Raw genomic sequence first — 21,804 nt, forward strand, 5'->3', positions numbered from 1 at the left:
AATAAAGCACCACTCGTTATAAATTCTTAAAGCTCTTAACTCTCTTTTTTTTCAAAAAGAAAAACTAATATGAAAGCTCCGATGGATATATAAAGAAGTACAAAAAAGCTATCAATTAATATTGATGTGTTAAATAGTATCTGATCTTCGCCCTCCATAATCCCAATTACATTGAACACAGGCGGAAAGATCCATAAAATCCATTTAAAAAACAATGAGATTTCGGCAATAGATTTGGAGGCAAGTGAAACTACGATTATAAATACAGCCGAAAGCCAGGCATATTTTTTTGTAGCAAGTTTAGTAGCCGAAAATAGGGTTCCTACTAATATCCCGAATACTATAAAGGACAAGTGGCTGTATAATGCATAAGTATATAGCATGAGTGACATATGCCCTTTAAAACTTTCTGTAATGATCGGGAAAAAAATTGCAAATAAAAGTAAAGGTGTCATTACTACTAGAATAGTTAGCCACTTGCCAAATAGGTAACTTACTTTTCCTTTTAGATGAAAGATTAAAATATGTTTTTCTGCTTCTTCTTCCAAAGTAAAAATGGCCATTGTAATCCATGTCATGATTAAGTACATGGCAATTGAAGACGCTGCATAACTGCTTAGGATCGGTACATTTTTATAGGCATATAAAATAAACACCCATACGAAAAAAATAACAACAGGTGGAATAAACTTTAATGAAAGAACATAGCTTGTTAATTGGTAACGGATAAAAGCTGACAACTTACTACCTCTTCTCTGTTAATTCAATTATTGAACATCCTCTTTTAAGCAACATGGCCAATATTTTATCGGACTCTTCAGCTGAAACAACTATTTCAACAAAATCACTTCCTATAAATTTATATTTAAGAGAAGATATCTTGGCCATTATTTCTCTAGTAGGAATCTTTGCCGTTATACATTTAAATTCTTCCTTCTTGTTTTTTATAGAATCTTGAACAATTATCCCGCTTTCCACAGTTATAACCCTATCTGCTAATCCCTCAATTAGTAGTGGTTCATGTGCAGTAAAAATAATTGTTTTTTCCCCTTGGAGAGAATTCAGCAGATTCAAAAGTTTGATTTTTGAATTGTCATCTAACCCGGTTAGTGGCTCGTCCAATAATAATAGGTTAGGGTTCTTCAACAATGCTTGAATAATTCCGGCTTTCTGCTTTGTACCTTTTGAACATTGATGCAAAGGGGTGTTTAGAAAGCCTGTAATTGCAAATCGCTCCGCATAATTCCGAATTTCTTTTATAATATCTTTATCCGACCTACAAGTCATTTTACCTATTAGCATTAAATAATCTTGTAATTTGAATCGGATACTTTCCGGAAAATGTTCAGGCACATACCCTATGTTAATTTGTGATCTCTTCACTTGCCCTGCAGTTTCTTCGAATATCCCCCCGATGAGTTTTAAAAGGCTGCTTTTTCCAGATCCATTATTTCCAGTGATCGCCACTTTTTCACCTTGTGAGATGCTTAAAGAAACTTCTTTAAGAACCATTATTCCATCAATCTCTTTGCATGCTTGATTGGCCTCAAATATTTTCATGAAAACCACTTCCATCTTCCTTATTTTTACTTTTAAATAAGAACATTTCGATTCGTATCTCCACTTTTTTAAATCTTTATCTGGTTGATATGATGAATATCGTGTTCCTTTAAACCTTTTAAGTACTCGTAAAATGTTAAATTGGACTGGTTAATCTGTATTTGAATCAACCAGTCATCTTCAGGTATTTGCTTTAACTGACTTAATAATTCTTCCCGGATCTGAATGCATTTTTGCAAAGTATTTTCAACCGCTTCGTTTCTTGCAAGTAAAGAAGAATGCGTGTTTAAATCATCGACACTTGGGCCTTTCGGTAAGTGTTTGCCTTTTAATAAATATGGAATTCTGTGTTGTAAAACAAATTCATCCCAAGGGCAAAAGTGTCCTACTATTTCTATAACAGACCACTTTCCATCCTCAATCGGTTTTCTTAATAGATTTTCATCAAAAGATTTCAAACTATGAATAAAAGTTATAAAGTTTTGATGATGTGCTAATATTTCCGATTTCTCCTTCAGCAAATGAACCACCTCGATGTTTTTATTTGGTACTGAACACACAAAATCCCTACTATTTCGATTTAATAATCATTGTCTGTTTTAAAGATAAACCGGGTATCGGGATTCCACACATGCAAGTTGTCAGCAACATATCCGCGCAGCCATAATACGCCATCAACTTTTCTAACATAAAATCCTTTTGGAAAACTATCCTCATCACTGATTATTTCTGATGCGATGGTGATAGATCCAGAAGGTGCCTCATTTTTCTGTGAAGAATTTCCTGAATTTCCCTCAACTTGATCTACATATTCCAGTCTTAAGTAAGGCCCTAGTTCAGGTGGGCATAACTGTAAGCGAAGTTCGTTCGCCTGTTTATAGATTTCAGGTAATGTTGCACCATTCGGAAAGCCCAGATCTCTAACTAATAGTTCAACTATTTCCAAGCTATACTTTATTTCTGAAGTGGTAAACCGATCATCATATAATAACTTTTCTCCATATTGGTTCAATGAAATCGAAGACTGTTGCAGCCTTTGAATAAGTTCTGCTTTGGATAGCCCGCCTACCTCTATCGTTTTTTTAATTACAGAACAATCCGGATATATTCGCATTTGTTCCCCTCCTAACATACGGTTCGAGTAATGCCTTTTGCTACAGACTGGAGCTACTGAACCTGTACTAATGATTTCTATTAAACTCATTAATACTCCTTCATCCCTTTTAAAACAGGAAACGCTAGTGAATTATGACCAGCTTAAATTGATAGGCTACAGGGTATTCAAAGGATGATAGGAGAGTGTATATAGATGATTACAGCAATTACTATTAAAATTATTGCAGGTTTTATAGCGCTTATGGTTGTTATCCGCTTTATCGGGAAAAAGGAACTCGCGGAAGTTACCCCATTCGACTTTGTATTTATCGTTATTCTTGGAGGAACGCTTGAAGAGGGTGTATACGATGAAAAAGTACGAGTTTGGGATGTCCTCTATACCATTGGATTATGGACTGCGCTGTATCTTTTAACTGATTTTCTTGTCAGGAACTTTGAAAGGCTTCGTCCGATTATTAAAGGAGAACCGTCTTTTCTTGTAAATAATGGGCTGCTGGATATTAACGAGTTAAAGAAAAATAAAATAGAATCTGAACAGCTACGTTCCTTACTGCGGATGCAAGGGGTTTTTTCTATTAGTGAGGTAAAATATGTCCTTCTTGAACCGGGTGGGCAAATTAGTATATTGAAAAAGAATTCATCCGATGAAGATACCGGTGGCGTGCTAACCCACTTGCTTATCGACGAGGGGCAAATTGAGGAAAGGATTCTTGCACAAATCGGAAAAGATAAGCAATGGATCATTCATCAGTTAAAAGAGAAAGGTTACGAGGATCTCAAGAAAATATATTATGCTGAATGGTCAGAGGAAAATGGTCTTTACGTTCAGACTTATGATTAATTATTTTAATGAAAGTAACAATTATTGGCTCGGTTTCGATAAGTGGAACCGAGCCTGTTTACAATCTAATTTAGACCAATTTAAGCGGCTTAGTAGTCTTTTTAACAAAATCGAGAAATGCTTTTTCTTCTTCAACAAATGGATTGTGATTAGAATGGTCAAATATTATTAATTCAGAAGTAGGGATGAGGTCAGCAATTTCAATACTAAATTCAATTGGACACTGCGCGTCATGCTTTCCGCCAAACACATATGTATCTATTTGAATTGTCGGCAGCTCTTCTCGTAAATCGAATGACTTTACTGCTACTTTTCTAAAGTAATCCAGTGCACGACCAACAGTCCGTCCACTATTCGGTATTGTCAGGGCATGTTTTAATTTTTCTTCACTAGTAAATGACATCATTGACCATTCAAAACCTAAATCTTTTCGTTTCTCTTGCGGCGTGTCGGGATTATTTAGACTTTCCATGATTTCAATAATTCTATTGGAATTTTTATTATCAGCACAGTAAATACTATTTGGATGAGTTGCGTATGCTTTACTTGCTGCGCTGCAACCGCAAATACATTTTGTAAGAGATTGTTGTTTTAATACAGCATATTGCAATGCAAGCATCCCACCTGTTGAATGGCCTGCAAAAGCCCATTTCGGAATATGTAATGCTTCTCGAATTGCTTCTAAGTCTAATATGATTTCTTCTAAATTCATTTGGTCATCCATTTCGATGGCAGGTGAATTACCCGCCCCACGGACATTAATTAGATAGACTTGATAATGTTCTGTGAATGGGTTAGCAAACCAATTCCCTTTTTCATTAAATGCCATATAAAAATGCGTAATAGCAAGTGGCTGACCGCTTCCCTTTACAAAATATTCGAAAGTTCCTCTTGGTGTTTCAATAAATTTTTGTTCCCACATCTTAGACACATCCTTTTCAGAAAAATGTAATATTCTAACAAATACTATTATACTCTTCTGAAATTGATAAAGAGTAAAATTTCCCCAAAATAAAACCACAATGGATAATTTCCACTGTGGTTATTTCTAATCATTATTTATATCACGAATAATCCAATGGGCTGCTTCTTTTAAATTTGGAAAAACTGCATCTGCCAATGGATCCTGTTCACCTATAAAAACTGTTTTTGTACCTGCTTTTTTACCTGCCTGAATATCTGTATCTGTATCACCGACCATATAGGATTTTTCCAGATCTATTTTGTATTTTTCACCTAAATCCAAAATCATTTTGCTATTTGGTTTTCTGCATTCACACCCAGCCTTTGGTTTATGCGGACAATAGGCAACTTCATGAATCGTTGCTCCCTTTTTCTTCAGTTCAGCTACCATGTGGTCATGAACTTTCTGCAACTGCTTTTCCTTCATATAACCTAATCCAATACCACCTTGATTCGTCACAACAAATACATAATCAAAATGATCATTTAAACTTTTAATGGCTTCTTCTGCACCAGGTAAAAAATAAAATTGTTTCGGATTGTTTACAAATTTCACTCGCTTAGTTAGCACTTCATTTATTACGCCATCTCGATCTAAAAATACCGCTCTTTTCAATCCATCCACACCTTTAATTTTAATCTTACTTTTAGTATGTTAAAAATTATTGGCTTTAAGCAGTCTTAGTTCGAGTATTCAATAATTCTCTTAACGAAATCCATCAACTGAAAAAGGCACAATTCTTCTTAAGAATCGCACCCTATTTGGAAGATTTGAATTAACTTTAGCAGAAACTTTTAATTTGGTTTTCAGTAATCCCTTTAATTAATCCCAGTTCACTAATCAAAAATTGATGCGTATTATTTAACATTTCTTTTTCACTTGTATTAAGTGCTTTTTCTTCTTTCATACGCATCAAATCACGTACAACTTCAGCACATTCCAGTATTTTACCCGTTTTTACTTTGTCCGTGTTCACTTTATACCTTTGTCTCCACGGCAATATTTCATCTGATTCTCCATGCTGAAAAATATGAAGGATGTGTTTCAATTCAATTATATCAGTCACTGGACGTATACTTGAACTCAATATTTTATCCATAGGGATTGTAATTTGCATATTACCGACTGACATTTTTATAATATAACACTGTTGTTTTTCACCTAATATTTCCTTTTCTTCTACGGCTTTAATTATACCTGCTCCGTGCATTGGATAAATAATATTTTCACCAATTTGAAACAAATAATCCACCTCCATATGGCAACCTTAAGGTAACCTTCTTAACCTTAACACGTATATGGATTTTTAACAAATTTTCAATAATATCATAAAAATTATTAAAGTGTCAATTGTTTTTTATTTGATATTTAAAAAGCATAAACAATAAGAATCGTGTCGGATTAAATAAAGTGGAAGTTAGTTTGCCTATGTAACATTGAATAAATGTGTTATTAAATAGTCAGCTTTAAACAATTTATACTAGTTTATAGTCAGCACTATCTAGTACAATTTGAATCAAGCTTTTAAATAATTTTTGTTGAGAAGATTTTTGCCAGTCCTCTTCATACTCAGCCATTAACCACATTACTTCATCCAGAAAGACATGCTGCTTCGCCATTTCCCAATATCTTTTTTCTTCATCGGTAATGTCGATATATTCTTTGTATCCAGCTAAAAATAAATCCCATTCATCTATTGTGAAAACCCGGTCCGGGGCTTCTTTATGTTCATTATGAAAAAGTAGTAACGCGAGTGCTAGATCAAATAATTTCGGTATCCAAGTAGCATTATCTGGATCAATTAGAAATGGCTCGGGGATTAATATCAAATTATTTGCTTTAAAATCATGTGGCGTTGCAATATGTGGTAAATTTGCACGGTAAAGTATTTGTTGATTCGCTACACTTTCCAGCAACTTTGTTTTTAACGCCGCATCAATTTCTATTCCAGCTTTAGTGGCATGTTGGATAATTGCCTCCATACTCTCTTCTACCTCCTCCTCATTAAAATCATAGACATCGTAGTCAAGGAGTTTATAACTATTTGAAACAGGTGAATAGCTGTGAATCTGTCCTAACATTTTACCAGCTTCATAAATTTCATTGTCTTTACCTGAATATTTTTGACCTTCTATAAATGGATAAACTACAAAATTTGTATCTTCAATTTTTTGTGGGTTTTCAACTTGTAATTTAACTGGTGTTACAACATCTACCCCCTTATCTTTTAGCATGTTGATATAAGACATAACACTTTCTGCTCTGCTTTGCGTACGTTTTACAACAACATCCTGATCACCATATTTCACCCGATATACTGGTGAATATGGATAAATACTTGTAGGCTCTTCTTTCACTTCAAACCCAAAAAAATTTAATATTTCAGTTCCATTCATTACTATAACCACCTTATGTTTTAGTACTAAAAAACTTTAAAGCAATCTCCACTAATAATTTAACCTAATTTTTATGTATCCAAGAAAGCAATTGTTCATCATTCATTTAATTCTTTTTTTAGTAAGTTAATTGCTGTCATTACTTCTTCCATATTTTTAGTATCATTCATATGGTTGCGGGCGTGAAGTAGCGCAGGTCGAACCGACTCTATTGAGCGGCCAAACTCATACATCCACTCATATCTTGGAACCATCCAAGTGTGGAAATGGTGAAAAGTATCTTCGTTATAAAAGTAATAAACATACTCAATATTTAAAATTTCTCTCTGAGCCTGTCTAATTTTGGTCAAAACATGAATATAATCTGTTTTTTCTTCTTCGGTTAATTCATCAAAAGACTTGATATGTCTTTTATACGCTAATATGATTAACCCCTTTATTGGATAAGCAACATCTTGATGGGCGTGGAAATACTGCGTTTCAAATACAACGCCGCCATCTGGTTCTATCAAACCACTTGTTATTGCACAACTCAAACACTCAACTTCAATTGTTTTTCCATTTGATAATGTTATTTTCTTAATACAATTACCTCCAACTCTATTTCCTTATGAAAAACTCTTATTAATAGTTCACATGGATTATTTATAATTCCAAAGTTTCAACTTATTTAATTTGAGGTTTTTTATAAAAAACTATAGTGATCTTTTCATTTATTTTTCTGGTTTTACCCGTTTTTCTATAACCTATCTTTTCATACAGGTGACAAAGCCCTTCTTCTTGCATAATAGTGTCCAACTCCCATGATCTTGCGTTATGATATATTTCCTCTATGATTGCAAAGACTTTTTGAGCAATTCCCTTTCCTTGATGTTCCGGCAAAATAAATATAGGGCTGACACGATAAGATTCATTGTCCATTTTAATAACTCTAATACCACCAATTGTAACTTCAAGATTTTTAATTAAATAATAATCTGTAAATGGTTGATTAAATCGAGTTATAACTTTTTCTAAGGATTCATTAGCTGGATTAGTTTCGTAGTCCTGATATTTTTTTAGCAACGGCATAAATGCTTTCACTTGTATCTCATGAAGCTTGGCCGCGTCATCTAAAGTTGCTTTACATAGTGAGACTTCCATAACATATAAACCTCCTTTATAAAACCTTAATTCATATTAACATATTTATCCATATCTAAATTAACCCGTTACACCTGTTTATTTTGGTCATGAAAATATCACCTAGATCTTAACTATAGTTCTCTATATAAAAAACAGCGCTGATCCTAGTTCAGAATCGCGCTTCATTCACTTCCTTCTTTATAGAAAACCCTGTAAAGATCAAACACGAAATAAACGCAACAGTTGTTACAACAATTCCCATAAATAATCCGATTGCTCTCATAAAAGGATCATCGCCTGGATAGGCAGGCTCTAGTGTGACTAACATATAAATCAATATAAGGGACAAAATCATATAAAAACTGCTCCCAACTGTTGCCATCTTCAACCGATTTTTTCTCGTACCTTGCCAAGTTTTATTAATTATTATCCATAAAAAAATACTTCCGATTACAGCAAGTATCATCACAAGTAAATGTACATACGGAATTAAGAAATAACTCAACAGATAAATAAGAAGAGCTGTTGAAAAAAATAGGATGGCATTCGTAATAAATAGCATTATTCCAGCCAACCAATAATTTTGAAACCATCCAGCATTTTTTAACTTAAATAGTAGAATATTATTTTCTCCAAATAAGTTTATTAATGAACTTTTAAGAAATGTGATAAAGAATGCACCAAAAAGTCCAATAAATATAAATAAAGTTAAGGACATAGCTTTCCCCCAATAGTATGTCTATTTCTTATATATTATTAAGAACAACAAAATACAGCTTTATCAAAATCCTTCTCATTTACTAAAACACTTCCATTATCATCAATTATAAAATCTATTTCTGCATTAGTAAGTCTTTCTTTTGCTGCATGAATAAGTTCTGCGTCTTGGGATGATTCAACCCAAACACTATAACTTTTTTCTTGAGAACACCCAACTAACAAAAAACTACTTACAGTAAATAAAATAAGTGTGTTTTTCAAAAGATCGCCTCTTTTTGATAATTTAACGCCATTAATGGAATAAAGTTCCTATACCGGATTTCCTCATACTAAAAGTAGGTATCTAAAAAGCATCGTAACGGTTTAAACGATGCTTTTTTTAAATGATAAAACTGGGGTCTTTCGTTATTCAGTCAAATTTATCTTAAGCTCAACGTCCGTTGCTATCGGGTTATCAATGTAATTGATCCATAGTTTTGCTCTGCCATTGTATGGCTCGTAGTACTCTCTATAATTAAAGCCTTCGTAGGCAGACGTAGAGAAACTGCTTCCTTCAGATTCAAGCGACGTACCATCCTCTTTTTCAGCAGGAAACAAGTGCTGGCGGCCGTGGTCGTCTTTGACTGGTGCGTTTAAGTATACATCGTTGCCGACAACTTTAATATCCCAGTCAATGAAGTCTGGTTTGTAAAGTACTTCCTTTGTTGTGAAGTCAACTTCGATATAATCTTCGCCTTTAGGAACTGCTTGTATTTCGCCGATGCGGACGATGAGTTCATCCGAATCGTAGAAGTAATTGCTTTGTAAGTATAACGTGTACCGACCTTCGCGGAACGAACCACTACCAACTAAACCGTTGCGAATAAGTTCACGTTTACTACCGTTTTTAAGCTCAAGTGAGATGTCATCGAGAGCGACGATTTGCATCATATTCGATGGATCTGGCTTTACTTCAATATGAATGCGTAGCGGTGTCCGAATGATTTTATTGATTGATAGACGTTGACCTTGTGCTGTAATACTCGCATTCGGTTCTACTATTTTAGCTTTAGCAATCGGTTTTTCAAGTGTGAATGGAATCGAAATCGTTTGTTTGTCACCATCTCGCATTTCAAATTCAACCCGGAAATTAGGGTTTGTCGTATCGAGCGGTTGGTCAAGCGTCATTTCAAGTATATGATTACTGTGTGCAACCGGCTCGTTTAGGCCGTCCAACGTACCGTAAGATAAACTATTTTCAAGCAGTTGATCCCCTTGGTATATATTCACAGAATAGTTATGATGATCTTTTTTTTCTTTCGGATAATCGAAATCATACATGAGCATAACACCGTATTCATCAATGATCGCCCCTTGCACTGTTATTGTAACATCCTTGTCTTGCACAAGAATGCCAAGTTCCTCGTAGTATTCATTGGCTATGGCATCTTTTATCCCCTCATTTTCCTGTACGAGTTCAACAATAACGCTAAGGCCAGGAATTTTAGCGGCATAGCTAGCAATAGTCGGCGAGACCCGGACAGTTAATAAAAAACTTAGAAAGATGATAGCCACTGCAGTGATTGCCTGCCATTGCTTCTTACGGCGGCGTTGTTTTTTTACTTTTGTAAATGCATCAATTCGACCTTGGCGTAGCTTATCTTTTGGAATATCAATCATAACCAATCCTCCTTATGTCCAGCGGCTTTACGCAATTTTTTTAAAATGGCGTGCAACCTTGATTTGACGGTGCCTTCGGGGATATTTTGCAGTTCGGCAATTTCATTGTTTTTCAGCTGTTGAAAATATTTTGCGTAAACGAGCTGTTGTTCTGTGAGGGTAAGTAAGTTAAGAAGACGACTGATATCGGAATAAATCGGTGCTTCGCTAATGCTGGTCTCTTCAATTTCCACGGTTTGGATACGTTTATTCAGCATATCTTTACAGCAGTTGATGAGTACTCGGACGAGCCAAGTACGCGCAAATTCAGGCTGTTTAACTTTATGCATTTTTTTCAGTGCCTTATAAGTCATTTCCTGCATGGCGTCGAGTGCGTCCTGCTCATTTTTTAAGTATGTATAAGCAATTGGATAAAGTACTTCCTCGTCTTTTTCAATCAGTTCGAGGATTGCTAGTTGGTCTCCAGCGGTAGCTTTTTCGAGTAAGTTTTCCAATCTGTGCCACCTCCTTATTTATTAGACTGTAAATAATTAAATTTCGTTCGAGTCGAATGAAGAATATTTTTGGAAGTTATAATGTGATAGATAGGGTATATTTTATCGTTAACAACTAACAAACACTATTGAAGGTATAGAGGAGATCGATGACATTGGTTTATGCGGATTATGACTATGGAGCGCTATATAAAGACGCAATTCTTTTTCAAGAATGCGCCCGATTGTTGTAAATTTTTATTCCATTAAAGCCCCTTTAATTTTAAGTGCTTTCCTTCTGAAAACACTTCTTTTGCAATTAGTTCGTAGGAACGTATTCGATCTTCCGGTAAGTATGTGATTGTATTAATCATCATTTCATCTGCTTGGTATTTTGTCTTTAATTCAAATAATTTCTGTTTTACTTCATAAGGATTGCCAATAATCATACTTTGTCTAACTTTATCTAACTTTTCTATTTCTTTTTCAGTCAGCTTATATTGCTCAGCTTCATTTATAGAAGGAATGCCTTGATGACCTTCCCCTTTGTCCATTTGTAGAGACCAGATGAGAAAGCTTGCTGCAACTTCTTCGGCTTTTTCTGCTGTTTCACCACAAATAACATTAACAGTTACGATGACTTGTGGTGTTTGCCCTTCTCTTCTTGGTTTAAAAGTATCAATATATTCCCTAATGATAGCAGCTCCATCATGATCGCTCATAAAATGACCGAAAGTATACGGCAATCCATTTCCCGCTGCTAATAAAGCACTTTTTTTACCCGTGCCAAGTAGCCAAGGTACTGGCGGGTTTTCAGGTATGGGAGACGCGGATAGCTTTGAATATTCGGTATCTGTTGGAAAATCATCATTTAAAAAATGGAGTAAGTCTCTCAATAAGGCAGGAAAGTTCCCCACATTTTTGATAAAGTTATCAGACAAAGCAGTCATCGCTTCGGCAGACCCACCTGGCGCTCGTCCGATTCCTAAATCAATACGATTAGGAAATAATGTCGCTAACGTATTAAAGAGTTCAGCAACTTTGTATGGTCGGTAATGAGGCAATAAAACCGCGCCAGATCCTATACGAATTCGATTCGTATTAGCGCCAATGTAGCTTAACATGACTTCAGGTGCAGGACATGCCAGTCCAGATAAATCATGGTGTTCGGCAATCCAGTATCTTGTATATCCTAGTGCCTCCCCAGCCTGTGCTAATTTCATTGACCAGTTTAGTGCATCCTGAGGTGTTTGATTTGAAGAAATAGGGGATTGATCCAATATGCTTAATCTCATTAAATTTCAGTCCTTTTCTTCTACTAAAGTCAATGTATACTGTCCTACCTGATTTTCTTCATACAAATTCGTAATAGAAGTGAAGTAGTTATAAATCGTTCCTCTAAACATTAATTCTTTCTCAGGAATCTTAACGTCAAAAGTTCCGTTGTAAAGTAAAGTCGCAATGTCATGATAGTCTTTACTTGTCACATCAAAAATGACCGAGACTTTATAAAACCCATTTACTTTTTCTTCTTCATAGCTTCTCAATTGAATTACTCTATCATTTAAAATTATTTTACTGACCAAAAAATCACTTCCTTTTAGATTGTTGTTGCATCATTCTTTACAAAAATCTACAAATTTTTTTGCCTGTATTAACGACATACCTGTTTGTTCTCTTACAAACTTCACCGCTTTAACTTCACCGACTGAGTTAATTTTCTCTTTTACTAAGGCAATCAGTTCCTCATGGTAGATTTTAGTATAATCCATTTGTTTCGCCCCCTTATATATTTAAAGTATAACATTCCCAAATCATCGTTTGGCAACACTTCATAGACTCGTAAGACCCTCATCAGAATCACCCACTTTAAAAGGAGTTGAAGGCAAATTAATCATCTATCTTTTCTTTTCCAAACATGTGGGGTTTTCGCCCAATTATTAATTGCTAATGATAAACAGAGAACAATAAGAGCAATTACTGTAAGAGATAAATTTTTCTCCCATTTAATATTACCATTAGCAAAATATTGACCAGCTGTTACAAAAATAAAATAAGTAATAGGGAAAATAAGATAATATAATTGATTTTTTCTCATATGATACCCTTTCTTACTGCACTGAATGTTATAAATAATATGGCCTTTAAATTAATAAAGCACTTTTCTTACTCAAGAAAAGCACTCTATTACAACTTTATACTCTATGAATTCATAATTATCAAAGGAAAATCCGACTAATATTTTTCAATGACTCCACCTAATGATTTAATAGTGAAATTTTAAACGTTTATTTAGATTAAGATTTTAATTTTAAATTTTGTAATTCCATATAGTAGCTTAGGAAAGTGCTTAAATTGATCCCAAATCTTTAGTATATTTTCTGAAGCCTGCATTTGAATTTCTCACCTCTTTTTTTAATTTAAATAGTTTACTTATGCTGCAATCGGAATAAAAAAGCTGCAAAAATAGCTATACCAAAAATTGAAATGCAAATATACAATACACTTGATTGTGTCCCTAAAACACTGCTACCTATTTCGTAAACAACTCCGTAAGTTAACATGTAGGAATCCATTGCCTCATTCGCATTTCCAAACACCGTATTCAAAGAATCTTCCATCAAAAGCTGACGTAATAATACAGCGACGTGACTGACAGGAAATAAATGAATGACCGTTTGGATTGCTTTCGGCAGTACCCCCATGGGAACATAGACTGCGCATAAAAAGCCAATTAGTGTACCAACCAATGAATTTACAGTGGAAAATGCTTTAGCTGATTTCGCCAATAGTACGATCATTAAATTAATCATTGCGCTCAGCAACACACCAAGTATAATCACTCCGAAAAATTGCATCAGCTTCCAAACACTCGGCAATTCTGCACCAAGCGTCAATAAATATACTTCACATACAATGAATGCAATAGTGGTCATGATAAACCCGATCATGACCGAGCTAATAACATAGCTTAGCTGAATCGAATAGCGGGATGCGGAGGTAACAAGAAAATCCGCTGTACGCTTGGATTCCAGATCACTAACGAATATTGCAAATACAGCTAATGTTGATGTCATGGCTGTCATTGTTAAAATACCAGCAATCATCCATTCACTTACAACTAATTCAACTGCCGGTGTCACTTCAATAACCTGACGAATGGCATCGAGTTGCAGCTTCTGCAAAAAGACAATAAATAATCCAATTGAAATCAAGACAGACAGCAGTGAGAAAAAAACGAGCATTCTGTCACGGAAGAAAATTTTATTATTGCGTACAATTAAGCTCGTCATCATATTATTTCTCCTCCCTCGATTCATTCGTTTCGATAAATACTTGGTCGAGCGAACCTTTTATTACTTCAAATGATGCAATATAGGGTTCGAGTTGAGCCAAAATTGGAATCGTGGAAATTGTTGACGACACTTCCACCTTCCACCCATCTTGATGCTTTTCAGGTAGCAGCATAGGCAAAATAGCGGTTACATCTTCAATTGCAATAGAAGGTTTTAAAACAAATTGCAAAAAGTCCTTTGCATAAAGTGCTTTCAATTTATTCGGTGTTCCTTGTGCAATAATTTCACCATTTTTCATAATGACAATATCATCTGCATTTGCTGCCTCTTCCATATAATGTGTTGTCAAAAATATCGTCATGCCTACTTCCTTACGCAATCGGTCAATAGTAGCCCACACAAATTGTCGTGTGAATGGATCGAGTCCCGTCGCGGGCTCATCTAAAAATAACAGCTTGGGCTTATGAATAATTGCCCGCGCAATATCTGCTCTGCGACGCTGTCCACCTGAAAGCGAACCGCATTTTTGATGTTCGATGTCTGCAAGCTGTAAATACTGCTGCACAAAATCATAATTTTCCTGTAACATTGACTTCGGTAAACGATAAAAACGGCCGCGATGCAGAATATTTTCCTTCACCGTCAATTGATGATCTAAAATACTTTCCTGAAATACAATACCAATCGTTCTGCGGATAGCTTCATTGCCTTTCAGATTACCAAGTGTATGTCCATCGATTGAAACCGTTCCGCTCGTTTTCTCTAAAAGCGTACATAACATTTCAATTGTTGTGGATTTACCAGCACCATTACTGCCAAGAAATGCGAATAATGCCCCCTTTTGCACTGAAAAGCTTATCCCTTTTACGGCTTCAACTTCTCCGTACCGCTTTGTTAACTGTTGGACATCAATCAATACTTGCATGTTACTCACCTCGATGTTGAAGTTGACTGTTCATTTTTCGAATTGCACGCTTTTCTTCGGTATAATAATACAGCCAAACGATGAGATAAATAACCGAAGCGCGGGCGTATAATAAAAAGACTGATTTACCATTATCAAGATCAAACCAGCTGCCATAATACCCTATGATAAAGACTGCGGTTACAGTAATAGCATAATGAATTAAAAGTACAACGAACATTGACCAGTCCAATTTATACAGTTGATTTGCTACTGCAATGACAGTTCCTAAAATGACTGCATAGAAAAACTGATTTACAATCGTTTCACTCACCCAGTAATCATGTGGAGATCTTAATGAAATGAGCATGATGATAAAATAGGATGAACATAAACTTATTGAGATGCTTTGTATTAAATTTTTCACTTGCTATTTCCCCCTAACCCGAATGCCTCTTTTAACGCTTTGAAATAATTGCGGCTTATTGGAATTGTGACTCCATTTTCGAGCGTCAGTTGCGGGTTGCCAAGTACCTTCGACTGGATGGAAGCAATTTTTTCAAAATGAACAAGTGTCGCCTTATTGACACGTAGCAACTGCGATGAAAAACGTTCCTCCAGCTCATAAAGCTTTTGTTTCACTTCCAGTTCCTGCTCATCCGTTTGGATAAATACTTTCCCCTGTTCGCTGTAAATGCTGTACACATCCTGCATTTTGATCAAATGAATATCACCATTGGAATAGCCTGCAATCGTATCATTAGTCGTTGATTGGTTAAGCTTTTTCATCAGCTGCGCCACTTGCTCATTGTATTCCGGTGCATGCACATGAACTTCGACTTCCATAAGCTGATGCTCGATATGTAAATGAATTTTCATAAGGCCCTCCTTCATGGTTTGTAGTATAGCACCTCTTTTGTACGGATTTTATATTTGGCGCTAACACGTATAAAGCTGAATGTAAGTTGTAAAATTTGGATTGTATCATGCAATTTTATTATAAGTATTATTTTCCAACTATTGTTAATGAAATTTTAATTTTAAAATTAAAGTATTTATAAAAATAAAATAAAAAAGCAACCTCCCGTATAATTAGGAGATTGCTTTTAATAGTGTCATATCACGTTGTTCGGGAGCTATTTTGAAGCCCTTACAAGTCGATCGGTTCGCCGCCCGTCACACCGTAAATCTGTCCGGTAATATAACTTCCTTCATCGGATGCTAGAAGGACATATACTGGGGCAAGCTCTACGGGCTGTCCTGCACGACCAAGTGGTGCATTTTGGCCAAATTCAGGGATTTTGCCATCCGGTTGTCCATTATCCAACTGCAGCGGTGTCCAAATCGGGCCTGGCGCAACCCCGTTCACACGTACCCCTTTAGAAGCAAAGTACGAAGAAAGGTTTACTGTAAAGTTGCTAATTGCACCTTTTGTAGAAGCATAGTCCATTAAAAATGTGGATGGATTGTACGATTGAACCGATGTCGTCGTAATAATCGCACTTCCCGGTTCCAAATGTTCTTCAGCTGCTTTAACGGCTTCGAACATGCTGATAATGTTTACTTTGAACGTATCCTCAACTTGTTTGATTGTTAAATCACTTAGTGTTGACTGTGCAATCTGCTGCCCTGCATTCAGGACGAGTGTGTCCAATCCGCCAAATGCTTCCACTGTTTTTTTTACCATTTCTGTCGCGGCGCCATCTTCACGCAAGTCATATGGCAGCAGCAATGCTTTTGTTCCGGCTTCTTCAATTATTGCTTTCACTTCACTTGCATCTTCTTCTTCACCTGGGAAGAACTGAATGGCTACATTTGCGCCTTCGCGTGCATAAGCAATCGCGGCAGCACGGCCAATTCCGGAATCGCCACCGGTAATTAAAGCATTACGTCCTTCCAAACGATTATGCCCTTTATATGATTCTTCTCCACAATCAGGTTTTGGACTCATTTCATTTTGTAGCGCTGGAGTATTCTGTTCTTGATCCGGGAATTTCTCCGTATGAAATTTTTTTCGTGGATCGTTTAGATTTGGGTTTCCCATCAAAAATCATCTCCTATATAGTTAGTACAAAATTGCAAGGATAAATCCTGTAAGGTTTATAAATGCTTAACAGATTTTCCTTCACAAAAATTGTTACATTTTTTGAATACCCTGTATGATTTACTTTAAACAGTTTCAGACTTTATTCTTCGATTAAATCAATTGTGCTCATTTTTTATTGTGTTTCCGGGAAAAATACTTGGGCTGTGCTGATATCCACCAGTGTAGGTCCCTTCGTATTAAGTGCTTCTTCCATTACAGTCTCCAGCTCAGAATCTGAAGTAGGTCGTAATCCTTTCCAACCGCAAGCTTCTGCCAATTTCACAAAATCTGGGTTTGTTAAATCAACTCCTACTTCTTCCTTCTTGGCAACTTTCAGCTTATCCCTTTCCATTTGCAGACTCTCATTATTTAAGACAACGACCGTAATATCAAGTTCATAACGAGTTGCTGTTAATAAATCTGCAAGCACCATTTGAAGCCCCCCGTCGCCTACAACCGCCACTACTTGCTTTTCTGGCTGGATGAGCTTCGCGGCCATCGCTGCTGGAAGGCCAAAGCCCATTGTCCGCCAGTAACCGGAAAATAATACAGATTGATCTTTTTGTTTGAAGTTACGATTCGTCCATACTGTATTATCCCCTGTATCCAGTGCGAGAATAGCATCCGGTGCTACTGTTCGGTCAATGGCGCGGATAATTCGGGAAGGATGAACAGGATAACCTTTCGTATTGCCCTCCTCCTCATTTTGCGCTGCCCATTTCTCTTTTGCTTGCTGTAAATGGGCTACCCAATCTTCGGAGCGGCTGAATTCTTGCAGGCTCTCCGTTAAAATTGGTATAACTTCCTCTGTTTTGCCAATGATTCCAAGTTCCGTCGGAATTTCTTTTACAAACTTATCAAATTGGCGGTCAATCTGAATAATTCGAGCATCCGATGGCACATACCCTTCCGGCCACCAAGTCGTGCCAGCAAGAAGTACTACATCTGCCTGCTTAAATACATCAGCTGCATAGGGATTCCCGCCTTCACCAATCCCTTGTAAAACAAGCGGTGAAGATTCATCAAACAAACCTTTTCCGCCCAGGCTTGTAAGAATGCCGGCTCCCCATAGATCCGCCAGTTTTTCCAAATCTGCTGATACAGACGTGGCACCTATACCAGCCAGGATCATTGGTCGCTTGGCCATTCTCATAATGTCTGCTGCGTGTTTCAGACTTTCTTTCGTAAAGCTGGAAGTACCTTCAATTACGTCAGGTAATCGACGCGGTTCCCCTTTAGCAGGCATCATTAAAATATCCTTTGGTATGGACACATGGGTTACAACCCTCTGTCCGAGAGATGTTCGCGCTGCTTTTTGCAGGACTTCAATCGTCGCATCCGGGTTGGCTAGATTTGCAGAATAAGCAGCAAAAGGCTTAACAAGCTCCTGCTGGTCAATATATTGCGGATATTCCGTTCCGATTTTATCGCTCTCGGCCTGTCCGGTGATTGCAAGTACAGGCGCTCTGTCTGCATATGCATCACCAAGTCCATTTATAAGATTTGCTGCACCTGGTCCCATTGTTGCGGTACACACACCAAGGCCACCAGTCAATTTAGCCTCTGCAGATGCCATAAAAGCAGCTGTCGACTCATGTTTTACAGCAATGTATTTAATTTTATCCTGTTTCGCCAGTGCATCGATGATTCCAAATGTTGCATCACCAACTACCCCATATATCCGTCGTACACCGAACATATACAATTGATCGAGCATCAATTCAGAAACTGTTCTTTCTGTTTTTCCCATGACATATGAACCTCCTTGATAGATCTTCCTAACCTGCCAGTTAAAAAGTCCAATTTATATTTTTTGTTCATATTTTTTAACTTTCCCTAAATCATTCGAGTTAATCTTCCTTTTTTAATACAAGTTATCTAAATACTGCGTCGGGATGTTTTATTAAAAAATATAATGAATGCACTTTTGGAAATATCTTTTCTTCGTGGTTTTTTTGAGGTTGTGCTATATTCAAACTGTCAGGAGTGATTTGATGAAGAAATTTTTAACGATTACTGCAATAATCCTTGTTTTACTCGGAGCAGCCGGATATGCTGTTTGGCATTTTGGTACAAATATTGCTTCCGAAAAAATCGTACAACAAGTAGAAGCTAATTTAAATGATGAAGATAAAGAGGAAGTAAAATCCTATATTGCAAAAGATCCAAAGCTTCAGGAGATTGTAAACGAAGCAGCAACTACGGATCCCGATTCTCTTCCCTTCCAAACTAAAGAAGAAGCAACTCGTCTGTTAATAAAAAAAGTAGGCATTAATCGTTTACTTGCCATCCAGGAACAGGCTCAAAATGGTTCCATGAGTATTGATGAAGTCGTATCCGAAATGGAAGGTACGCTTACCGAGGATGAAATTTCTGCGTTAAAATATGTTTTGTACAAGGAATTGTATAATCAGAATTAGTCAGCATGTAATCTATAGCAGCAGGGAATACAAAAATAAAACTCGATTTCGAATAAACGGAATCGAGTTCTTTTTTTATTAAATTATATTTACATTATATTATGTATTTGCAGATTCTTTTGCATAGTAACAGTTGGGATTTCATCACCATTTTTATTAATGATGATTTCTTCCTTCACGATTTTATATCCCATTTTTGAATAAAGCGCGATATTATTCTTTTCATTTTTTCGAACTTTGCATATTGAAACAAATATATTATTTTGCATAGCGTAGCGTTCTAAATATTTCACCAAATTAGTTGCTACGCCCTTCCCCTGGTGTGTAGGTAATACAGACAATCTTGAGAAATACATAAACTCATCATTTAAAACACATTTTACGAGTGCTATTAATTCATCGTTATCGTATACACCGATTATTTCTGTCCCTTGTTTTACCTCAGTAATAATGGATTCTGTTGTTTCATTTAAAGCACTGGACGGTTGTGGATCTGTTTCGTAACGCTTAAACGCTTGATGGATAACTTTAACCGCTTTTGCTGGTTCTATATTCATTTCAATTTTCAAATTAACACCCCTTCCAATAAATATAAATCTATACTTATAATTATACATATATTACAAATTAAGTAAATTAAAAAAGAACACTTTCCTTATATCAGAAAAATGTTCTTTTTAGTCATATTTATTTAATCTCAAAATCACTTAGCGGTTGAAGCCCTTGTATAGTAATGCTTGGTGAATGACGAGAATTCAATTCTTATAAAGAAATTCAGCGATCGAATAAACTATAGAAATAAAGGGTAGCGCAACAAAAAAGAAAAACCAGAAGAAATCCGCATTATTAATTTTAAGCCTAGGTTTAATTTCTTTTTTTGCTTTTACACCAATCTCCATTACTACACTCCTTTACTACATAATTTTGAAGAAGATTCACTTCTTATTTATCCAAAACTGTAGTAAATCATATACCCTTTCTTTTAGGAAAGCAACCCATTATCAAGATATTTCAAAGTGTATTTTTTCACTATTTTTCTTACCGCTTAAAAAACGATTAATTCATAAAACAAAAGACCTTTTTTCACTCTCCCATCATACAAATAAGCGCTGTTTCTTGTAATTGAAGCGCGCTTGAATGCATAATTTTGTTATTCTGCTATAGAAAATCATTACATCATATTAGGGATAAAAACTTTTACAAATAAGAAGTAGCCTAAAGCACCGATAATTAAGCCGATAATGATGACTCCAATCGATTATGTTTTAATTTTTATGATTTTCACCTCACCTACATTATCTTTCTATGTAAAGAATATCATTTGAAGGCTCAAGATACGCTTGATCGCCTAAAGAAAAAGTGGTATGTAAACGTTCAATTACAGCATACTGTACTGCTTTACCCTCATTGACAAAAACCAACAGGTAAATATCATCTCTCGAATCAATGTTACTTGGATCATTAAATTCAACGCCAACTTGTTTTTCTATTTCTGCTTGTGTCGTATAAGGTTCAAATAGAAACGCCTTGTCCCATTCAAATTCGACAAACGTGCTTAAATAAAGATGGCTTTCACTATTATCCGATACCATAATAATGGAAGAATGCAGATTTTTTTCAAGTTCTGTATTCCTTTTAATATTGCTATCACTACATCCGGCTATCCATAGCAAGGACAACAAAATAACCGCAATTTGTTTTATCAATTGATTGATCCCCTTTTGTGAAAATAGACGCGAATTCTTGTTCAAGAACCGCGCCATTTAATTAAGTTATGGAGCAAAATCCATTAAACCTGTAAACAATAAGAATAGCGCTAACATCCAAAAAATAAAGAGGGATGAAGAAAGAATTAGAGAAAGGACGGGAATTAACTTTTTCTCCTTTTCTTTCGATAGCGCCACAATTGATAATAAAATTCCTATAAATGTCATGGCATAGGTAATATAATCTCCTGCCATATTTCCGGTGTGGGCTAACCTTGTCGGTGTTACAAAGACGATAAAGAAACAAATAATACCAATTAGAAGTGAACTATAGCTGATTAAACTATGCTTCCTATTTGGCGCTCTTTGTTCAATATTTTGCAAGCAAACAACCTCCAAAATTTGTAATTAATATCATTCTACTTTCTTATACAATGTTAAGCAAATATCGGTCTTTCATTAAATCTTAACTATTCTATACTATGCCCACTTAATAAAATTGAACGGGACTATTTCAGGATAACAACGGTTTCATGAT

30 protein-coding genes are annotated in these 21,804 nt (G+C 35.8%); 2 read left to right on the top strand and 28 right to left on the bottom strand.

What is annotated here, in order from left to right:
• Window positions 1-35: 35 nt before the first annotated feature.
• From MHH44_RS12310 to MHH44_RS12325, 4 genes are all read right to left on the bottom strand, one after another.
• Window positions 36-740, bottom strand: a complete 705-nt coding sequence (locus MHH44_RS12310) for a hypothetical protein (protein WP_340798743.1) — start codon at window positions 738-740, stop codon at window positions 36-38.
• Window positions 741-744: 4 nt separating this feature from the next.
• A complete protein-coding gene (locus MHH44_RS12315; protein ID WP_008404068.1) occupies window positions 745-1,560 on the bottom strand; it encodes an ATP-binding cassette domain-containing protein in 816 nt (271 codons plus the stop codon).
• A gap of 68 nt (window positions 1,561-1,628) precedes the next feature.
• Window positions 1,629-2,081 carry a DinB family protein gene (locus MHH44_RS12320; RefSeq protein WP_340798744.1) on the bottom strand — a complete coding sequence of 151 codons (453 nt, stop codon included), beginning with the start codon at window positions 2,079-2,081 and terminating at the stop codon, window positions 1,629-1,631.
• A gap of 59 nt (window positions 2,082-2,140) precedes the next feature.
• Window positions 2,141-2,674, bottom strand: a complete 534-nt coding sequence (locus tag MHH44_RS12325; protein ID WP_340798745.1) for a helicase — start codon at window positions 2,672-2,674, stop codon at window positions 2,141-2,143.
• Window positions 2,675-2,869: 195 nt separating this feature from the next.
• Between MHH44_RS12325 and MHH44_RS12330 the strand changes: the two genes are divergently transcribed.
• The gene (locus tag MHH44_RS12330; RefSeq protein ID WP_340798746.1) at window positions 2,870-3,517 is read left to right on the top strand and encodes a DUF421 domain-containing protein; all 648 of its coding nucleotides are present in this window, start codon (window positions 2,870-2,872) and stop codon (window positions 3,515-3,517) included.
• A 70-nt stretch (window positions 3,518-3,587) separates the two neighbouring features.
• Here the strand turns inward: MHH44_RS12330 and MHH44_RS12335 are convergent, their stop codons facing one another.
• The 20 genes from MHH44_RS12335 to MHH44_RS12430 form a co-directional block, all read right to left on the bottom strand.
• A complete protein-coding gene (locus tag MHH44_RS12335; protein WP_340798747.1) occupies window positions 3,588-4,439 on the bottom strand; it encodes an alpha/beta fold hydrolase in 852 nt (283 codons plus the stop codon).
• A gap of 126 nt (window positions 4,440-4,565) precedes the next feature.
• The gene (locus MHH44_RS12340) at window positions 4,566-5,096 is read right to left on the bottom strand and encodes a D-glycero-alpha-D-manno-heptose-1,7-bisphosphate 7-phosphatase (protein ID WP_065215773.1); all 531 of its coding nucleotides are present in this window, start codon (window positions 5,094-5,096) and stop codon (window positions 4,566-4,568) included.
• A 166-nt stretch (window positions 5,097-5,262) separates the two neighbouring features.
• Entirely contained in the window at window positions 5,263-5,739 is a 477-nt protein-coding gene (locus MHH44_RS12345) for a CarD family transcriptional regulator (protein ID WP_039966431.1), read from the bottom strand.
• 217 nt (window positions 5,740-5,956) lie between these two features.
• Window positions 5,957-6,877, bottom strand: a complete 921-nt coding sequence (locus tag MHH44_RS12350; protein ID WP_340798748.1) for a phosphotransferase — start codon at window positions 6,875-6,877, stop codon at window positions 5,957-5,959.
• Between the two features lie 98 nt (window positions 6,878-6,975).
• Window positions 6,976-7,413 (bottom strand): HIT family protein, encoded by a 438-nt coding sequence (locus tag MHH44_RS12355; RefSeq protein ID WP_340798749.1) that lies wholly within the window; start codon window positions 7,411-7,413, stop codon window positions 6,976-6,978.
• A gap of 130 nt (window positions 7,414-7,543) precedes the next feature.
• Window positions 7,544-8,020 (bottom strand): GNAT family N-acetyltransferase, encoded by a 477-nt coding sequence (locus MHH44_RS12360; protein WP_340798750.1) that lies wholly within the window; start codon window positions 8,018-8,020, stop codon window positions 7,544-7,546.
• 151 nt (window positions 8,021-8,171) lie between these two features.
• Window positions 8,172-8,720 carry a hypothetical protein gene (locus tag MHH44_RS12365; protein ID WP_340798751.1) on the bottom strand — a complete coding sequence of 183 codons (549 nt, stop codon included), beginning with the start codon at window positions 8,718-8,720 and terminating at the stop codon, window positions 8,172-8,174.
• A 38-nt stretch (window positions 8,721-8,758) separates the two neighbouring features.
• Window positions 8,759-8,983, bottom strand: a complete 225-nt coding sequence (locus MHH44_RS12370) for a hypothetical protein (protein WP_065215767.1) — start codon at window positions 8,981-8,983, stop codon at window positions 8,759-8,761.
• A gap of 144 nt (window positions 8,984-9,127) precedes the next feature.
• The gene (locus MHH44_RS12375) at window positions 9,128-10,381 is read right to left on the bottom strand and encodes a DUF4179 domain-containing protein (protein WP_340798752.1); all 1,254 of its coding nucleotides are present in this window, start codon (window positions 10,379-10,381) and stop codon (window positions 9,128-9,130) included.
• Window positions 10,378-10,875, bottom strand: a complete 498-nt coding sequence (locus tag MHH44_RS12380) for a sigma-70 family RNA polymerase sigma factor (protein ID WP_340798753.1) — start codon at window positions 10,873-10,875, stop codon at window positions 10,378-10,380. The genes MHH44_RS12375 and MHH44_RS12380 overlap by 4 nt, the downstream gene beginning before the upstream one ends.
• Window positions 10,876-11,120: 245 nt before the next feature.
• Window positions 11,121-12,149 carry an LLM class flavin-dependent oxidoreductase gene (locus MHH44_RS12385; RefSeq protein ID WP_340798754.1) on the bottom strand — a complete coding sequence of 343 codons (1,029 nt, stop codon included), beginning with the start codon at window positions 12,147-12,149 and terminating at the stop codon, window positions 11,121-11,123.
• Window positions 12,150-12,155: 6 nt separating this feature from the next.
• On the bottom strand, window positions 12,156-12,440 hold the full coding sequence (locus tag MHH44_RS12390) for a DUF3219 family protein (RefSeq protein WP_014823551.1): 285 nt from the start codon (window positions 12,438-12,440) through the stop codon (window positions 12,156-12,158).
• 30 nt (window positions 12,441-12,470) lie between these two features.
• Complete coding sequence (locus MHH44_RS12395; protein ID WP_008404095.1) at window positions 12,471-12,626, bottom strand: hypothetical protein; 156 nt, start codon at window positions 12,624-12,626, stop codon at window positions 12,471-12,473.
• Between the two features lie 122 nt (window positions 12,627-12,748).
• Window positions 12,749-12,952, bottom strand: a complete 204-nt coding sequence (locus tag MHH44_RS12400; RefSeq protein ID WP_340735279.1) for a hypothetical protein — start codon at window positions 12,950-12,952, stop codon at window positions 12,749-12,751.
• A 331-nt stretch (window positions 12,953-13,283) separates the two neighbouring features.
• A complete protein-coding gene (locus MHH44_RS12405; RefSeq protein ID WP_340798755.1) occupies window positions 13,284-14,150 on the bottom strand; it encodes an ABC transporter permease in 867 nt (288 codons plus the stop codon).
• A 1-nt stretch (window position 14,151) separates the two neighbouring features.
• Window positions 14,152-15,075, bottom strand: a complete 924-nt coding sequence (locus MHH44_RS12410; protein WP_340798756.1) for an ABC transporter ATP-binding protein — start codon at window positions 15,073-15,075, stop codon at window positions 14,152-14,154.
• A gap of 1 nt (window position 15,076) precedes the next feature.
• On the bottom strand, window positions 15,077-15,481 hold the full coding sequence (locus MHH44_RS12415; RefSeq protein WP_008404105.1) for a DUF3021 domain-containing protein: 405 nt from the start codon (window positions 15,479-15,481) through the stop codon (window positions 15,077-15,079).
• On the bottom strand, window positions 15,478-15,933 hold the full coding sequence (locus MHH44_RS12420) for a LytTR family DNA-binding domain-containing protein (RefSeq protein WP_008404107.1): 456 nt from the start codon (window positions 15,931-15,933) through the stop codon (window positions 15,478-15,480). Before MHH44_RS12420 ends, MHH44_RS12415 begins: the two co-directional genes overlap by 4 nt.
• A 271-nt stretch (window positions 15,934-16,204) precedes the next feature.
• On the bottom strand, window positions 16,205-17,098 hold the full coding sequence (locus tag MHH44_RS12425; RefSeq protein ID WP_340798757.1) for an SDR family oxidoreductase: 894 nt from the start codon (window positions 17,096-17,098) through the stop codon (window positions 16,205-16,207).
• 175 nt (window positions 17,099-17,273) lie between these two features.
• Entirely contained in the window at window positions 17,274-18,890 is a 1,617-nt protein-coding gene (locus MHH44_RS12430) for a thiamine pyrophosphate-binding protein (RefSeq protein WP_340798758.1), read from the bottom strand.
• Window positions 18,891-19,134: 244 nt separating this feature from the next.
• Between MHH44_RS12430 and MHH44_RS12435 the strand changes: the two genes are divergently transcribed.
• Window positions 19,135-19,560, top strand: a complete 426-nt coding sequence (locus tag MHH44_RS12435; RefSeq protein WP_008404113.1) for a hypothetical protein — start codon at window positions 19,135-19,137, stop codon at window positions 19,558-19,560.
• 89 nt (window positions 19,561-19,649) lie between these two features.
• On the opposite strand, the gene MHH44_RS12440 is transcribed toward MHH44_RS12435, so the two are convergent.
• The 4 genes from MHH44_RS12440 to MHH44_RS12455 all read right to left on the bottom strand — a co-directional run bounded on the left by MHH44_RS12440 (window position 19,650) and on the right by MHH44_RS12455 (window position 21,650).
• On the bottom strand, window positions 19,650-20,129 hold the full coding sequence (locus MHH44_RS12440) for a GNAT family N-acetyltransferase (RefSeq protein WP_008404116.1): 480 nt from the start codon (window positions 20,127-20,129) through the stop codon (window positions 19,650-19,652).
• Between the two features lie 186 nt (window positions 20,130-20,315).
• Window positions 20,316-20,459 (bottom strand): hypothetical protein, encoded by a 144-nt coding sequence (locus MHH44_RS12445; protein WP_008404118.1) that lies wholly within the window; start codon window positions 20,457-20,459, stop codon window positions 20,316-20,318.
• A 396-nt stretch (window positions 20,460-20,855) separates the two neighbouring features.
• On the bottom strand, window positions 20,856-21,266 hold the full coding sequence (locus tag MHH44_RS12450) for a hypothetical protein (RefSeq protein WP_340798759.1): 411 nt from the start codon (window positions 21,264-21,266) through the stop codon (window positions 20,856-20,858).
• A gap of 66 nt (window positions 21,267-21,332) precedes the next feature.
• Window positions 21,333-21,650, bottom strand: a complete 318-nt coding sequence (locus MHH44_RS12455; RefSeq protein WP_014823541.1) for a hypothetical protein — start codon at window positions 21,648-21,650, stop codon at window positions 21,333-21,335.
• Window positions 21,651-21,804 lie beyond the last annotated feature (154 nt).

The organism is Solibacillus sp. FSL K6-1126, assembly GCF_038003445.1.
Classification (GTDB): domain Bacteria; phylum Bacillota; class Bacilli; order Bacillales_A; family Planococcaceae; genus Solibacillus; species Solibacillus silvestris.

Bases quoted from the DNA above. Each gene is read 5' to 3' on its own strand.
- MHH44_RS12430 (WP_340798758.1), bottom strand. From the start codon at position 18,890: ATGGGAAAAACAGAAAGAACAGTTTCTGAATTGATGCTCGATCAATTG.
- MHH44_RS12405 (WP_340798755.1), bottom strand. From the start codon at position 14,150: ATGATGACGAGCTTAATTGTACGCAATAATAAAATTTTCTTCCGTGAC.
- MHH44_RS12360 (WP_340798750.1), bottom strand. From the start codon at position 8,020: ATGGAAGTCTCACTATGTAAAGCAACTTTAGATGACGCGGCCAAGCTT.
- MHH44_RS12445 (WP_008404118.1), bottom strand. From the start codon at position 20,459: ATGGAGATTGGTGTAAAAGCAAAAAAAGAAATTAAACCTAGGCTTAAA.
- MHH44_RS12350 (WP_340798748.1), bottom strand. From the start codon at position 6,877: ATGAATGGAACTGAAATATTAAATTTTTTTGGGTTTGAAGTGAAAGAA.
- MHH44_RS12420 (WP_008404107.1), bottom strand. From the start codon at position 15,933: ATGAAAATTCATTTACATATCGAGCATCAGCTTATGGAAGTCGAAGTT.
- MHH44_RS12315 (WP_008404068.1), bottom strand. From the start codon at position 1,560: ATGAAAATATTTGAGGCCAATCAAGCATGCAAAGAGATTGATGGAATA.
- MHH44_RS12375 (WP_340798752.1), bottom strand. From the start codon at position 10,381: ATGATTGATATTCCAAAAGATAAGCTACGCCAAGGTCGAATTGATGCA.
- MHH44_RS12425 (WP_340798757.1), bottom strand. From the start codon at position 17,098: ATGGGAAACCCAAATCTAAACGATCCACGAAAAAAATTTCATACGGAG.
- MHH44_RS12335 (WP_340798747.1), bottom strand. From the start codon at position 4,439: ATGTGGGAACAAAAATTTATTGAAACACCAAGAGGAACTTTCGAATAT.
- MHH44_RS12435 (WP_008404113.1), top strand. From the start codon at position 19,135: ATGAAGAAATTTTTAACGATTACTGCAATAATCCTTGTTTTACTCGGA.
- MHH44_RS12410 (WP_340798756.1), bottom strand. From the start codon at position 15,075: ATGCAAGTATTGATTGATGTCCAACAGTTAACAAAGCGGTACGGAGAA.
- MHH44_RS12395 (WP_008404095.1), bottom strand. From the start codon at position 12,626: ATGGATTATACTAAAATCTACCATGAGGAACTGATTGCCTTAGTAAAA.
- MHH44_RS12345 (WP_039966431.1), bottom strand. From the start codon at position 5,739: ATGGAGGTGGATTATTTGTTTCAAATTGGTGAAAATATTATTTATCCA.
- MHH44_RS12365 (WP_340798751.1), bottom strand. From the start codon at position 8,720: ATGTCCTTAACTTTATTTATATTTATTGGACTTTTTGGTGCATTCTTT.
- MHH44_RS12385 (WP_340798754.1), bottom strand. From the start codon at position 12,149: ATGAGATTAAGCATATTGGATCAATCCCCTATTTCTTCAAATCAAACA.
- MHH44_RS12330 (WP_340798746.1), top strand. From the start codon at position 2,870: ATGATTACAGCAATTACTATTAAAATTATTGCAGGTTTTATAGCGCTT.
- MHH44_RS12400 (WP_340735279.1), bottom strand. From the start codon at position 12,952: ATGAGAAAAAATCAATTATATTATCTTATTTTCCCTATTACTTATTTT.
- MHH44_RS12325 (WP_340798745.1), bottom strand. From the start codon at position 2,674: ATGCGAATATATCCGGATTGTTCTGTAATTAAAAAAACGATAGAGGTA.